We start from the raw sequence: 14284 nt of genomic DNA on the forward strand, positions 1-14284 counted from the left end.
CGCCCAATATTACGGAATTAAGAATCGATGACAGACTATAAAGATACCCTGAACCTTCCTGAAACAGGGTTTCCTATGCGCGGTAATCTGGCGAATCGTGAACCAGAGATGCTAAAGCGTTGGTATAAGGAAGATCTTTACGGTGCGATCCGTGAAGCGAAAAAAGGTAATAAGCCTTTTGTTCTCCATGATGGTCCTCCATACGCAAACGGTGACATTCACATTGGTCACGCGCTAAACAAGATTCTTAAAGACATTATTATCAAATCTAAGACTCTGTCTGGATTTGACGCACCTTATATTCCTGGCTGGGACTGTCACGGTCTTCCAATCGAACTTATGGTTGAGAAGAAGAAAGGCAAGCCGGGTCAGAAGATCTCTGCTGCTGAGTTCCGTGAAGAGTGCCGCAAGTACGCTTCAGGTCAGGTAGAAGGCCAGAAAGAAAGCTTTAAACGCCTTGGTATCATGGGTGAGTGGGACAAGCCATATCGCACTATGGACTTTGGCACAGAAGCTAACATCATCCGTGCGCTTGGCAAGATTGCAGACAACGGCCACCTACTAAAAGGCTTTAAGCCTGTTCACTGGTGTACTGACTGTGGTTCAGCACTAGCGGAAGCGGAAGTTGAGTATAAAGACAAGGTTTCTCCATCTATCGACGTTCGCTTTAAAGCGAAGGACGAGGCAGCACTTCTTGCTAAGTTCTCTTTGAACGAAGGCCATGAAGGTCATGGTGATGTGTCTGTTGTTATCTGGACTACTACTCCTTGGACACTTCCAGCGAACCGTGCAGTATGTCTGCGCGATGACCTAGAGTACGTGCTAATCCAAGTGGAGGGTGACAACCCTGAGCGTATCATCGTAGCTTCTGAGCTAGCGAAAGACGTGATGGACCGTGCTGGTATCGAGCACTTCCATAACCTAGGTTTTGCTAAAGGTGCTGATCTTGAGCTGAGCGAGTTTAACCACCCGTTCTACGACTTCAGCGTGCCAGCAATCCTTGGCGATCACGTTACTACTGAATCTGGTACTGGTGTGGTTCACACAGCACCCGGCCACGGTCAAGAAGACTTCGCGGTAGGCCAAAAGTACGACCTAGAAGTAGCAAACCCAGTAGGTTCAAACGGTGTTTACCTGCCGGACACAGAGCTATTTGCAGGTCAACACGTATTTAAAGCGAACGATGCTGTAGTTGAAGTGCTGAAAGAAAAAGGCGCGCTTCTACATCACCACGCTTATGAGCACAGCTACCCACACTGCTGGCGTCACAAGACTCCAATCATCTTCCGTGCAACACCACAATGGTTTGTTTCTATGGACCAAGCGGGTCTGCGTAACAAAGCACTTGAAGCTATCAAGGGTGTTGAGTGGATGCCAGAGTGGGGTCAAAGCCGCATCGAAGGTATGGTTGAAGGTCGTCCAGAGTGGTGTATCTCTCGTCAACGTACTTGGGGTGTACCAATCACGCTATTCGTTCATAAAGAAACCTCTGAACTGCATCCAAACACCGGTGAGCTAATTGAAAAAGTAGCTCAGCTTGTTGAGCAAAAAGGCATCCAAGCATGGTGGGACGTAGATGCCGCTGAGCTTCTTGGTGAAGAAGACGCAGACAACTACGAGAAGACGCTAGATACCCTAGACGTATGGTTCGACTCAGGTGTAACTCACTTCTCAGTAGTAGACTCTCGTGAAGAGTACAACGGTGCAAGCGCAGACCTTTACCTTGAAGGTTCTGACCAACACCGAGGCTGGTTCCAGTCTTCTCTGATTTCATCTATCGCGATGAAAGACGAAGCACCATATAAGCAAGTTCTGACGCACGGCTTCGTGGTTGATGGTCATGGCCGCAAGATGTCTAAATCTATCGGTAACGTGGTTGCGCCAAAAGACGTAACTAACAAGCTAGGTGCTGACATCCTTCGTCTATGGGTTTCTTCGACTGACTATACAGGTGAAGTTGCTGTATCGGATGAGATCCTAAAACGCAGTGCTGACGCATACCGTCGTATCCGTAACACAGCGCGTTTCTTCCTTGCAAACCTAAACGGTTTCAACCCAGAAACTGACCTGGTTCCTGCAGAAGAGATGGTTGCACTGGATCGCTGGGCAGTGGGTCGTGCGCTAGAAGCACAGCAAGAGATCGTTAAGTCGTTCGATGCTTACAACACTCACGCAGTAACTCAGCGTCTAATGCAGTTCTGTTCAATCGAGATGGGTTCTTTCTACCTTGACGTGATCAAAGACCGTCAGTACACAGCGAAGAAGGGCAGCCATGCTCAACGTAGTTGTCAGACCGCGCTTTATCATATCGTTGAAGCTCTGGTTCGCTGGATGGCACCTATCATGTCGTTCACTGCTGACGAAATCTGGAACCAAATGCCAGGTTCACGCGACAAGTTCGTATTTACTGGTGAGTGGTACACAGGTCTATTCGGCCTGAACGAAGGTGAAGAGCTAAGTAACGAGTTCTGGGAAGAAGTTCAGCAGGTTCGTACTGCAGTGAACAAGCTTCTTGAAAACGCGCGTAACGAGAAAACAATCGGTGGTGCACTGCAAGCTGAAGTAACTCTATTCGCAAGCGACGAATTAGTAGCTAAGCTAAACAAGCTTTCTGATGAGCTACGCTTCGTACTTCTAACCTCTCAAGCAACGGTTCGTCCTCTATCTGAGAAATCAGAAGCGGCAACTGAGACTGAGGTTGAAGGACTGGCAGTTGAAGTTAAAGCTACCGAGCACAAGAAGTGTGAGCGTTGCTGGCACCACACTGCAGACGTTGGCACTATCGAAGGCCATGAAACTATCTGTGGTCGCTGCGTATCTAACGTAGAAGGCGACGGCGAAGTTCGTCAGTTTGCTTAATATGAGCGCACTTAAGGCAACAGGGTTGCGCTGGCTATGGTTAGCCGCCCTGATATTTGTTGCAGACATCGCTATCAAGTCAGTAGTGATGGACAACATGGAGTATGGATGGGCGAACCGCATTGAGGTACTGCCTTTCTTTAACTTGTTGTATGTCCATAACTATGGCGCGGCATTCAGCTTCTTGGGTGATCAAAGCGGTTGGCAACGTTGGTTGTTTACCGGCATCGCTTTTGCTGTCTGTGCCATGCTTATGGTATGGATGAAGCGCCTACCACACAGTGATAAGTGGAATAACATCGCTTATGCACTGATCATCGGTGGTGCTATCGGCAATGTATTCGATCGTATCGTGCATGGCTTCGTGGTGGACTACCTAGATTTCTACTGGGGAACCTATCATTGGCCAGCTTTTAACTTGGCGGATACCGCCATAGTTATTGGTGCAGGTATGGTCATTCTCGACGGCTTTATCAGTAAAAAGCCTGGGACTGAAGCATAAGGTGCTCAATTGCTGAGCACTTAATTGACAAGGAGATTATTTTCCTTGTCACATGGGGTGGCTTTCGCTAATATTGCGTCCGCCCTAAACGGGACGCTAGCTTTGTTGTAATTAATTTTACGATGGCGCTGGCTCAACAATTTGGAACATAGGTGGAAAGATGTTTGAAACTCTACTTGTGATTTACCTGTTGGCTGCGCTTGGTGTTATTGGCCTAGTACTGATTCAACAAGGTAAAGGCGCAGATATGGGAGCCTCTTTCGGTGCTGGCGCATCAAACACAGTGTTTGGCGCAAGCGGCTCAGGAAATTTCCTAACCCGAATGACTGCAATTTTTGCAACTGTATTTATCGTTGTTTGTTTGATTCTAGGTAATATGTCTACACATAAAACCGAATCACAGTGGGTTGACCCAACAGCAGGTCAAGCGACTACACAACAAACGGACAACGCAGCGAGTGAAGTTCCAGCCGAAACTGGCGAAGAAATTCCTCAATAAGCTGATACGATTCCTGCCGAGATGGTGAAATTGGTAGACACGCCAGCATGAGGTGCTGGTGCCTTTGGTGTGAGGGTTCGAGTCCCTCTCTCGGCACCATTAATCGTTTGAAAAACATACTGTTGAGCGTATAATGCTCTCAGTCGGACGCGGGGTGGAGCAGCTTGGTAGCTCGTCGGGCTCATAACCCGAAGGTCGTCGGTTCAAATCCGGCCCCCGCAACCAATCTTCGATTCTGTTTTTCAAGCGTCATAACTGACATTTGTCTGTTATGAGCTAAGCTTCTTTTTAGCTTAGTGATATCAGGGTCCAGCATCATAAAACCCCGACTATCTCGGGGTTTTTTGTTATCTGCGGTTTATCACTGTAGAGTGCTTGGTATTTGAATTGGGCTTTAAGCCCTTTTTTTGTTTCTGGAGTGGTTGAACAATGACTGGTTTAGAAAGACAGCTAACTGAAATGCTTGAGCCGCCAGTAGTGGCATCAGGCTATGAGCTAGTTGGACTTGAATTTATACGTGCTGGTGAATACTCAACACTACGTATCTATATCGATAGCGAAAACGGTATCAATGTAGATGACTGTGCTGAAGTTAGTCATCAGGTTAGTGCGGTACTCGATGTAGAAGATCCAATTTCGGTTGTATACAACCTAGAAGTTTCTTCACCAGGTCTTGAACGCCCTCTATTTAAACCTGCACACTACGAGCAGTTTCTGGATCACGAAGTCAGCCTAGTTTTGAAAATGGGTGTTGGTAACCGCCGCAAGTGGAAAGGCATTATCCGCAAAGTAGACGGTGAAACCATCACTATCGAAGCTGACAAAGAAGAGCATGAGTTCGTATTGAGCAACATCTCTAAAGCCAATCTGATTCCTAAATTTTAAGTCTATTATCGAGGCTAGAAGAATGAACAAAGAAATTTTAGCTGTGGTTGAAGCGGTATCGAACGAGAAAGCCGTACCGCGCGAGCGCATCTTTGAAGCGCTAGAAATTGCACTTTCGACTGCAACCAAAAAGAAATATGAAATCGAAATCGACGTACGTGTAGAAATCGATCGCAAGAGCGGTGAATTCGATACTTTCCGTCGTTGGGAAGCAGTTGAGGAAGTAGAGAACCCAACTAAAGAGATTTCTTTAGAGGCAGCTCAATACGATGACGAAACTATTGAACTTGGCGATTTCATCGAAGAAGAGATTGAATCAGTTAAGTTTGACCGAATCACTACTCAAACTGCTAAGCAAGTAATCGTACAGAAAGTACGTGAAGCTGAGCGTGAGCAAGTTGTTGAGAAGTTCATCGACAACGAAGGTGAGCTAATCACAGGTGTGGTTAAGAAAGTTAACCGCGAAACTGTAGTTATGGACCTTGGTGAGAACGCTGAAGCGGTAATCCTACGTGAAGACCAGCTTCCTCGTGAAAACTTCCGTCCAGGTGACCGTGTACGTGGCCTACTGTACTCAGTACGTCCAGAAGCTCGCGGCTTCCAACTATTTATGACTCGCTCTAAGCCAGAGATGCTGACTGAACTGTTCCGCATCGAAGTGCCAGAGATTGCTGAAGACATCATCGAACTTAAAGGTGCTGCTCGTGATCCAGGTTCTCGCGCTAAGATCGCAGTTAAAACTAATGACCGCCGTATCGACCCTGTAGGTGCTTGTGTTGGTATGCGTGGTGCTCGTGTGCAGGCTGTATCTGGTGAGCTTGGTAACGAGCGTATCGATATCGTTCTTTGGGACGACAACCCAGCTCAGTTTGTTATCAACGCTATGGCTCCTGCTGACGTTGCTTCAATCATCGTTGATGAAGACACGCACTCAATGGACATCGCAGTTGAAGCTGACAACCTAGCGCAAGCTATCGGTCGTAGCGGCCAGAACGTTCGCCTAGCGTCTCAACTAACAGGTTGGGAACTGAATGTGATGACAGTTGAAGACCTGCAGAAGAAGCACGAAGCAGAGTCAACTGAAGCTATCGAAAGCTTCATGAAGCACCTAGACATCGAACAAGACTTCGCTGAACTTCTTGTAGAAGAAGGTTTCTCTAGCCTAGAAGAAGTAGCTTACGTTCCTATGAGCGAACTACTAGAAATCGACGGCTTGGATGAAGATCTTGTAGAAGAACTACGTGGCCGAGCTAAAGATGCACTGACTACTCTTGCGCTTGCGCAAGAAGAATCATTTGAGGGTCTACACCCAGCAGACGACCTACTAGGTCTTGAAGGTCTAGAGCGCGAGATGGCGTTCAAACTGGCTGCAAAAGGTGTAACTACTCTAGAAGATCTAGCAGACCAAGGTATTGATGACCTTGAAGGTATTGAAGACCTTACAGAAGAGCGCGCAGGTGAGCTAATCATGGCTGCACGTAACATCTGTTGGTTTGGCGACGAAGAATAATCCGGCACGGAGGTAGTTGAATGACACAACTGACTGTTAAAGCTCTTAGTGAAGAAATTGGTACGCCGGTTGATCGCCTGATTGAGCAATTGGCTGACGCAGGTTTGAAAAAATCTGCTGCAGATAACGTAAGCGACGACGAAAAACAAACGTTGCTGACTCATCTTAAGCGTGAGCACGGTGACACTTCAGGTGAAACTGAGCCTACTCGTCTAACTCTACAGCGTAAAAAGCGTAGCACCCTAAGTGTTTCTGCTGGCGGCGGTAAGAGCAAAGATGTTACTGTAGAAGTGCGCAAAAAACGTACATACGTTAAGCGTACTGCAGTGGAAGAAGAAGCTCGCTTAGAAGCAGAAGAGAAAGCACGCCTAGAAGCAGAAGCTACGGCGAAGCGCGAAGCTGAAGAGCAAGCACAACGTGAAGCTGAAGAGAAAGCGAAACGCGAAGCTGAAGAAAAAGCTAAGCGTGAAGCAGAAGCCGCAGCAAAACGCGAAGCTGAAGAAAAAGCTAAACGCGCAGCTGCTGACAAAGCTGAAACTAAAGACGTTGCAGCCGAGCAGAAAGAGACAGAAGAGCGTAAAGTGAAAAACGATCAAGCAGCCAAAGAAGCGGCTGAACTTAAACGTCGTCAGGAAGAAGAAGCGAAACGTAAAGCAGAGCAGGAAGCTGCAAAACAAGCTGAAGAAACGCGTAAACTTGCTGAAGAAAACGCTGAACGTTGGGCTAAACAAGCTCAAGAGAAGACTTCAGAAAACGGTGACTATCACGTAACTACTTCTACTTACGCTCGTGAAGCGGAAGACGAAGCTGACCGTCGCGCAGATGGTGGCGGTCGTAAGAAGAAGAAGAAAAAAGCAAATGCTAACGACAAAGCGGCACCTAATGCTCGCGGCGGTCGTAACCAGCGTGGTCGCGGTAAAGGCAAACTTGCTAAGCCAGCGTCAATGCAACACGGCTTCGATAAGTCTGCATCTGTAGCTAAAGCAGACGTAGTTATCGGTGAAACCATCGTGGTTTCTGAGCTTGCAAGCAAGATGTCAGTTAAAGCAACTGAAGTTATCAAGGTAATGATGAAGATGGGTGCTATGGCAACCATCAACCAAGTAATCGACCAAGAGACTGCACAACTTGTTGCTGAAGAAATGGGTCACAAAGTAATCCTACGTAAAGAGAACGAGCTAGAAGAAGCAGTACTAAGCGATCGCGACAGCGACGCAGAAGCGACTCCTCGTGCTCCGGTAGTTACCATCATGGGTCACGTTGACCATGGTAAGACTTCTACCCTTGACTACATCCGTAAAGCACACGTTGCTTCAGGCGAAGCTGGTGGTATTACACAGCACATCGGTGCATACCACGTTGAAACTGAAAACGGCATGATCACCTTCCTTGATACTCCTGGACACGCAGCGTTTACCGCAATGCGTGCTCGTGGTGCTCAAGCGACAGATATCGTAGTTCTAGTAGTAGCTGCAGACGATGGCGTAATGCCACAAACCATCGAAGCGATCCAGCACGCGAAAGCGGCTGAGGTTCCTCTGATTGTTGCAGTGAACAAGATCGATAAAGAAGGTGCTAACCCAGACAACGTTAAGAACGAACTGGCACAGTACGATGTAATCCCTGAAGAGTGGGGCGGTGAGAACATGTTTGTTCACATCTCTGCGAAACAAGGTACCAACATCGATGGTCTTCTTGAGACTATCCTACTTCAATCTGAAGTTCTTGAGCTTGAAGCTGTAGCTGAAGGCATGGCATCTGGTGTTGTTGTAGAATCTCGCCTAGACAAGGGCCGTGGTCCTGTTGCTACTGTACTTGTTCAATCAGGTACGCTTAACAAGGGTGACATCCTACTTTGTGGTCAAGAGTACGGCCGTGTTCGTGCGATGCGCGATGAGAACGGTCAAGAGATCACTGAAGCTGGTCCTTCTATCCCTGTGGAAATCATCGGTCTATCTGGTGTTCCAGCGTCAGGTGACGAAGCTACAGTAGTACGTGACGAGCGTAAAGCACGTGAAGTAGCGAACTACCGTCAAGGTAAATTCCGTGAAGTTAAACTAGCACGTCAGCAGAAAGCTAAACTGGAGAACATGTTCTCTAACATGGCTGCTGGTGAAGTTGCTGAGCTTAACGTGGTACTTAAGGCTGACGTACAGGGTTCTGTTGAAGCAATCGCTGACTCTCTACGCAAGCTATCTACTGACGAAGTTAAAGTTAACATCGTAGGTTCAGGTGTAGGTGGTATCACCGAAACTGACGCAGTACTAGCAGCAGCATCTAACGCTATCATCCTAGGCTTTAACGTTCGTGCGGACGCTTCAGCGCGTCGTGCAATCGAAAATGAAAACCTAGACCTTCGCTACTACTCAATCATCTATCAATTGATCGATGAAGTGAAACAAGCGATGGGCGGTATGCTTGCTCCAGAATTCAAGCAAGAGATCATTGGTCTTGCTGAAGTACGTGACGTATTTAAGTCACCTAAACTGGGCGCAATCGCTGGTTGTATGGTTACTGAAGGCCTGATCAAGCGTAGCAACCCAATCCGCGTACTTCGCGATAACGTTGTTATCTACGAAGGTGAGCTTGAGTCTCTACGTCGCTTTAAAGACGACGTTCAAGAGGTTAAGAACGGCTACGAATGTGGTATCGGCGTTAAGAATTACAACGATGTTCGCGTAGGCGACCAAATCGAAGTATTCGAAACAGTTGAAGTGAAGCGTACGCTAGACTAATCGTCGCGACACCTCAATATTGACAAGTAGCTATCAGAATCGATAGTCGGTTGTTGAATACACCATGGGGGGCTTTAGCCCCCCATTCTTTCTATAGTGAGAAAAGAAATGTCAAAAGAATTTAGCCGCACTCAACGAGTGTCACAACAGCTGCAAAAAGAGCTAGCTGTTATCCTACAACGCGAAATCCGCGATTCTCGCATCGGTATGGCAACCATTTCGGATGTAGAGGTTTCTCGTGACCTTGCTGTTGCCAAGGTATTCGTTACCTTCCTATGCATCGGCGACCAAACTCCTGAATCTAGCCTTGAAGCGCTAAAAGAGCATGAAGTGCAGATCCGCATGATGCTTGGTAAGCGTATTCGTCTACGCCTAACTCCCGAGGTGCGTTTTGTGTACGATAGCACCCTAGTTGAAGGTATGCGAATGTCTAACCTTGTTAGCGACGTGGTTAGCAAAGACAAGCAAAAGCGTGATGACTCTGGTCGTGGAGATGAAGAGTAATGGCGAGAAGACGTAAAGGCCGTCCGGTCAATGGCGTAATCCTGTTAGATAAGCCCACAGGCATTTCATCTAACGATGCGCTACAAAAAGTTAAGCGTATTTTCTTTGCAGAGAAGGCAGGTCACACAGGTGCACTTGACCCTCTTGCAACAGGTATGCTTCCAATTTGTTTGGGCGAAGCGACCAAGTTTTCTCAATATCTGCTCGACTCAGATAAGCGCTACCGCACCATAGCTAAGCTAGGTGAGCGCACTAACACCTCTGACTCAGACGGTGAAGTAGTAGAAACGCGTCCAGTTAATGTAACTGAAGAACTGTTACAAGAGTGCATCGAAAAATTCCGTGGTACAACTGACCAGGTTCCTTCAATGTTCTCAGCGCTAAAGTACCAAGGTAAGCCTCTGTACGAATACGCTCGTGAAGGCATCGAGGTACCGCGTGAGTCTCGTAAGATCACCGTGTATGAGATCAATCTGATCCGCTTTGAGGGCGATGAGGTTGAGCTAGAAGTACACTGCTCTAAGGGTACTTATATCCGTACTATCGTTGATGACCTAGGAGAGATGCTAGGTTGTGGCGCACACGTGACTTACCTTCGCCGTACTGGTGTAGCTAACTATCCGTATGAGCGCATGATGACTCTGGAGCAACTGGATGAACTGCTTAAGCAAGCACATATCCAAGAAGTGGCTCCAAAAGAACTACTAGACCCGCTACTTCTGCCTATGGACACAGCGGTAGAAGAACTGCCTGAGGTTAACCTTATCCCTGAGCTTGCGGATATGGTTCAACATGGTCAGCCAGTACAGGTACTTGGCGCTCCGGCGGAAGGCCCTGTGCGCATGACTAAAGGCGAAGAAAAGCTATTTATTGGTGTGGCGGATATCGATGACGATGGTCGCATCGCACCTAAGCGTTTGGTGGTATTCCGCGAGGAAAGCTAACAGCAATGATCTCTCAGTTGATAGTTAAAAACTGATAGCTATCAGCTATTGCTTTGCTTAAAGCTTGTCCGTATAATCCACCGCTCTCGTGTCGGCTGAATCAGAGATTGGCTGGCACAAATTTAAACTTAACTCTTTAGGAGAGAATTATGTCTCTGAATGCAGAAACTAAAGCAGCAATCGTTGCTGAGTACGCACAAAGCGAAGGCGATACAGGTTCACCAGAAGTACAAGTAGCTCTACTTACTGCTTCTATCAACCACCTACAAGGTCACTTTGCTAACCACAAGCAAGACCACCACAGCCGTCGCGGTCTTCTACGCATGGTTTCTCGTCGTCGTAAGCTTCTAGATTACCTAAAAGGTAAAAACCTAGATCGCTACCACGCGCTAATCAAACGTCTAGGCCTACGTCGCTAATAAGTGACTGCATAGATCAGTTTGTACAAAAAGGGGCTATATGCCCCTTTTTTGACGCCTAAATTTAGCCAAAGCTCAATTAAGCCGTTATACTACTCCACGAATTTTTTCAGGAAATTCGTAACTATATTTAATCACTACTCGAAGCATTACAGTCACCCTCGTCGACCAAAAGGTCGCGACTATTAAAAATAGATTCCAAGATTCTGTTTTTACTAGTCGCGATTTGTAATGCCTTAGAGTGAATGAACCACTTATCTAAGCCTCGCTTAGAACAAGGAATTAGAATGTTCGAAAAACCAGTTGTTAAGACTTTCCAATATGGAAACCACACAGTAACGCTTGAGACCGGTGTTATGGCTCGCCAAGCGACTGCTGCTGTTATGGTTAACATGGATGACACAGCAGTATTCGTATCTGTTGTTGGTAAAAAAGAAGCAGTTGAAGGTCAAGACTTCTTCCCTCTAACTGTAAACTACCAAGAGCGTACTTACGCTGCAGGTAAGATCCCTGGCGGTTTCTTCAAGCGTGAAGGTCGTCCTTCTGAAGGCGAAACCCTGATTGCACGTCTAATCGACCGTCCAATCCGTCCGCTATTCCCAGATGCGTTTAAGAACGAAGTTCAAGTAATCGCAACTGTTGTGTCTGTAAACCCAGACGTTCAGCCTGACATTCCAACCATGATCGGTACTTCAGCAGCACTTGCCATCTCTGGTATCCCGTTCAATGGTCCAATCGGTGCAGCGCGTGTTGGTCACGTAGATGGCCAGCTAGTACTTAACCCATCAAACACTGAGCTAGAGACTTCTAAGCTAGACCTAGTTGTGGCAGGTACTGACAACGCAGTACTAATGGTTGAATCAGAAGCTGACAACCTAACTGAAGAAGAAATGCTAGCAGCAGTTGTTTACGGTCACGACCAACAACAAGCTGTTATCAACGCTATCAACGAATTCGCTGCTGAAGTAGCTACTCCTGCATGGGATTGGGTTGCTCCAGAAGAGAACACAGCACTTAACACTAAGATTGCTGAGCTAGCGGAAGCTAAGCTAGTTGAAGCGTACCAAATCACTGAGAAGATGGCTCGTTACGACCGCATCCACGAGATCGCTGCGGAAGTAAACGAAGTGCTACTTGCTGAAGACCCTGAAGCAAACACTAAAGAAATTCACACTATCTTCCACGATCTAGAAAAAACCGTTGTACGTCGCAGCATCATCGCTGGTAACCCACGTATCGACGGTCGTGAGAAAGACATGGTTCGTGCTCTAGACGTTCGCACTGGCGTTCTTCCACGTACTCACGGCTCTTCTCTATTCACCCGTGGTGAGACTCAGGCGCTAGTTACAGCGACTCTTGGTACTCAACGTGATGCTCAAATCATTGATGAGCTAACTGGTGAGCGTAAAGATCACTTCCTACTGCACTACAACTTCCCTCCATACTGTGTAGGTGAGACTGGCTTTGTTGGTTCTCCTAAGCGTCGTGAAATCGGCCACGGTAAACTGGCTAAGCGTGGTATTGCAGCGGTAATGCCTTCTGTTGAAGATTTCCCATACACAGTTCGTGTTGTATCTGAAATCACTGAATCTAACGGTTCTTCTTCAATGGCTTCTGTATGTGGTACTTCTCTTGCTCTTATGGATGCAGGTGTGCCAATTAAGTCTTCTGTAGCGGGTATCGCTATGGGTCTAGTTAAAGAAGGCGACGACTTCGTTGTTCTTTCTGACATCCTAGGTGACGAAGATCACCTTGGTGACATGGACTTTAAAGTAGCGGGTACTTCTACTGGTATCACTGCACTGCAGATGGATATCAAGATCGAAGGTATCACTAAAGAGATCATGCAGATCGCTCTAAACCAAGCTCAAGGTGCACGTCTACACATCCTATCTGTGATGGACGAAGCTATCTCTGGTGCTCGTGAGGAGATCTCTCAGTTCGCTCCACGTATCCACCAAATGAAGATCAACCCTGACAAGATCCGTGACGTTATCGGTAAAGGTGGCGCAGTTATCCGTTCTCTATGTGAAGAGACTGGTACGACTATCGAAATCGAAGACGACGGTACAGTTAAGATCGCTGCAACCTCTGGTGAGCAAGCTCAAGACGCTATCGACCGTATCAAGGCTCTGACTGCAGAAGTTGAAGTTGGTGCTATCTACAACGGTAAAGTAGCTCGTCTAGCTGACTTCGGTGCGTTCGTAACTATCCTTCCAGGTAAAGATGGTCTAGTACACATCTCTCAAATCGCTGAGAAGCGTGTAGAGAAGGTTTCTGACTACCTAACTGAAGGCCAAGAAGTTAAGGTTAAGGTTCTTGAGATCGACCGCCAAGGCCGTGTTCGTCTGAGCATGAAAGAAGCGGTAGAGAAGCCAGCAGAAGAGTCAAACGACGCGCCTGCAGCTGAATAATATTGATTTTTAAGAAAAATCTTTAAGATCATGACCGAAAAGAGGAGCAATTATGCTCCTCTTTTTCTATTCTAAAGGAACTACGAAACATGGAGGTAGTTGTTTGTGAAATGGTTTAGTCTGTTCGTGGCTGGCTTGGCCCTAGTCTTATCAGGGTGTTCAAGTATGCAAGGGCAACAATGGGCTCCCCCATTGGCCGTTCCCCTTCAGCCTTCAATTCAGCAAGAGGTTCAGATAGCACGAACGACACAATTGCTGTTACAAGAAGAGTTAAATAAGGAGCAGCGTGCTGAACTCCATTTTCAGCGTGGTGTTTATTACGATAGCTTAGGTCTGCGTGAACTTGCGCGTTATGACTTCAACCAGAGTCTGTCGCTTAATCCAGCACAGCCTGACATCTTCAACCTACTGGGTGTCTATTTCACTCAAATTGGTCAATACGATGCGGCCTATGAAGCCTTTGATTCAACCCTAGAGCTTGACCCTGATAACCAGTACGCAGAGCGCAACCGTGCTATTGCTCTTTACTATGGTGATCGCGTTGACCTTGCTTTAGATGAGATGACCAAACATTATGAGGACGATCCTAGCGATCCATTCCGTGCACTTTGGCTTTACATCATCGAAGTAGAAACCAATGGTGAACAGGCGTATCAAAAACTGCAACAGCGCTATGAGGTGCGAGACAACCAATGGGGCTGGGATCTGGTTGGCTTAATGTTAGGTGAAGAGTCTGAACAAGAGGCGTTTAAGAATATTGCCTCTGGTGTGAACGACAACCTAGGGCTAGCACAGCGACTGACCGAGGCGTATTTCTATCTAGCTAAGAAGCATCAGTTAGAAGGAAATTACTCAGAAGCAATAGGCTTGTATAAGCTAGCACTGAGCTTTAATGTCTATGAGTACGTTGAACACAGATATGCCTTCTTGGAGTTGAGCAAGATATTCGCTGAGCTTAGAGAGCAAAACCAATAATGAAAAGGCGTCCAACTGGACGCCTTTTTTATGTCGTT

The 14284-nt window shown here is 47.0% G+C and carries 11 protein-coding genes and 2 tRNA genes; all 13 read left to right on the top strand.

What is annotated here, in order from left to right; genetic code table 11:
• Positions 1-27 precede the first annotated feature (27 nt).
• On the top strand, positions 28-2859 hold the full coding sequence (gene ileS, locus Pcarn_RS02540) for an isoleucine--tRNA ligase (protein WP_261834835.1): 2832 nt from the start codon (positions 28-30) through the stop codon (positions 2857-2859).
• Between the two features lies 1 nt (position 2860).
• Positions 2861-3361 carry a signal peptidase II gene (gene lspA / locus Pcarn_RS02545; protein WP_261834836.1) on the top strand — a complete coding sequence of 167 codons (501 nt, stop codon included), beginning with the start codon at positions 2861-2863 and terminating at the stop codon, positions 3359-3361.
• 160 nt (positions 3362-3521) lie between these two features.
• On the top strand, positions 3522-3860 hold the full coding sequence (gene secG, locus Pcarn_RS02550; protein WP_261834837.1) for a preprotein translocase subunit SecG: 339 nt from the start codon (positions 3522-3524) through the stop codon (positions 3858-3860).
• 15 nt (positions 3861-3875) lie between these two features.
• A tRNA-Leu gene (locus Pcarn_RS02555) sits at positions 3876-3959 on the top strand.
• A gap of 49 nt (positions 3960-4008) precedes the next feature.
• Positions 4009-4085 (top strand) — tRNA-Met (locus Pcarn_RS02560).
• Between the two features lie 204 nt (positions 4086-4289).
• Positions 4290-4745 (top strand): ribosome maturation factor RimP, encoded by a 456-nt coding sequence (gene rimP, locus Pcarn_RS02565; RefSeq protein WP_261834838.1) that lies wholly within the window; start codon positions 4290-4292, stop codon positions 4743-4745.
• A gap of 22 nt (positions 4746-4767) precedes the next feature.
• Positions 4768-6255, top strand: a complete 1488-nt coding sequence (gene nusA / locus Pcarn_RS02570; protein ID WP_261834839.1) for a transcription termination factor NusA — start codon at positions 4768-4770, stop codon at positions 6253-6255.
• A gap of 20 nt (positions 6256-6275) precedes the next feature.
• Positions 6276-8990: a translation initiation factor IF-2 gene (infB, locus tag Pcarn_RS02575; RefSeq protein WP_261834840.1), complete on the top strand. Its 2715-nt coding sequence runs from the start codon at positions 6276-6278 to the stop codon at positions 8988-8990.
• Between the two features lie 108 nt (positions 8991-9098).
• On the top strand, positions 9099-9494 hold the full coding sequence (rbfA, locus tag Pcarn_RS02580; RefSeq protein WP_261834841.1) for a 30S ribosome-binding factor RbfA: 396 nt from the start codon (positions 9099-9101) through the stop codon (positions 9492-9494).
• Positions 9494-10438, top strand: a complete 945-nt coding sequence (truB, locus tag Pcarn_RS02585) for a tRNA pseudouridine(55) synthase TruB (protein WP_261834842.1) — start codon at positions 9494-9496, stop codon at positions 10436-10438. The genes rbfA and truB overlap by 1 nt, the downstream gene beginning before the upstream one ends.
• A gap of 149 nt (positions 10439-10587) precedes the next feature.
• Complete coding sequence (rpsO, locus tag Pcarn_RS02590; RefSeq protein WP_261834843.1) at positions 10588-10857, top strand: 30S ribosomal protein S15; 270 nt, start codon at positions 10588-10590, stop codon at positions 10855-10857.
• A 287-nt stretch (positions 10858-11144) separates the two neighbouring features.
• Positions 11145-13271, top strand: coding sequence for a polyribonucleotide nucleotidyltransferase (gene pnp, locus Pcarn_RS02595; RefSeq protein ID WP_261834844.1), 2127 nt, complete (start codon positions 11145-11147; stop codon positions 13269-13271).
• A 105-nt stretch (positions 13272-13376) separates the two neighbouring features.
• Positions 13377-14246 (top strand): lipoprotein NlpI, encoded by an 870-nt coding sequence (nlpI, locus tag Pcarn_RS02600; protein WP_261834845.1) that lies wholly within the window; start codon positions 13377-13379, stop codon positions 14244-14246.
• The last annotated feature ends 38 nt before the right edge of the window (positions 14247-14284 follow it).

It is taken from the genome of Vibrio ishigakensis, assembly GCF_024347675.1.
Taxonomy (GTDB): Bacteria; Pseudomonadota; Gammaproteobacteria; order Enterobacterales; family Vibrionaceae; genus Vibrio; species Vibrio ishigakensis.

What these genes read in the sequence shown, in the direction of transcription:
- ileS (WP_261834835.1), top strand. Translation starts at nt 28, where the DNA reads ATGACAGACTATAAAGATACCCTGAACCTTCCTGAAACAGGGTTTCCT.
- lspA (WP_261834836.1), top strand. Translation starts at nt 2,861, where the DNA reads ATGAGCGCACTTAAGGCAACAGGGTTGCGCTGGCTATGGTTAGCCGCC.
- secG (WP_261834837.1), top strand. Translation starts at nt 3,522, where the DNA reads ATGTTTGAAACTCTACTTGTGATTTACCTGTTGGCTGCGCTTGGTGTT.
- rimP (WP_261834838.1), top strand. Translation starts at nt 4,290, where the DNA reads ATGACTGGTTTAGAAAGACAGCTAACTGAAATGCTTGAGCCGCCAGTA.
- nusA (WP_261834839.1), top strand. Translation starts at nt 4,768, where the DNA reads ATGAACAAAGAAATTTTAGCTGTGGTTGAAGCGGTATCGAACGAGAAA.
- infB (WP_261834840.1), top strand. Translation starts at nt 6,276, where the DNA reads ATGACACAACTGACTGTTAAAGCTCTTAGTGAAGAAATTGGTACGCCG.
- rbfA (WP_261834841.1), top strand. Translation starts at nt 9,099, where the DNA reads ATGTCAAAAGAATTTAGCCGCACTCAACGAGTGTCACAACAGCTGCAA.
- truB (WP_261834842.1), top strand. Translation starts at nt 9,494, where the DNA reads ATGGCGAGAAGACGTAAAGGCCGTCCGGTCAATGGCGTAATCCTGTTA.
- rpsO (WP_261834843.1), top strand. Translation starts at nt 10,588, where the DNA reads ATGTCTCTGAATGCAGAAACTAAAGCAGCAATCGTTGCTGAGTACGCA.
- pnp (WP_261834844.1), top strand. Translation starts at nt 11,145, where the DNA reads ATGTTCGAAAAACCAGTTGTTAAGACTTTCCAATATGGAAACCACACA.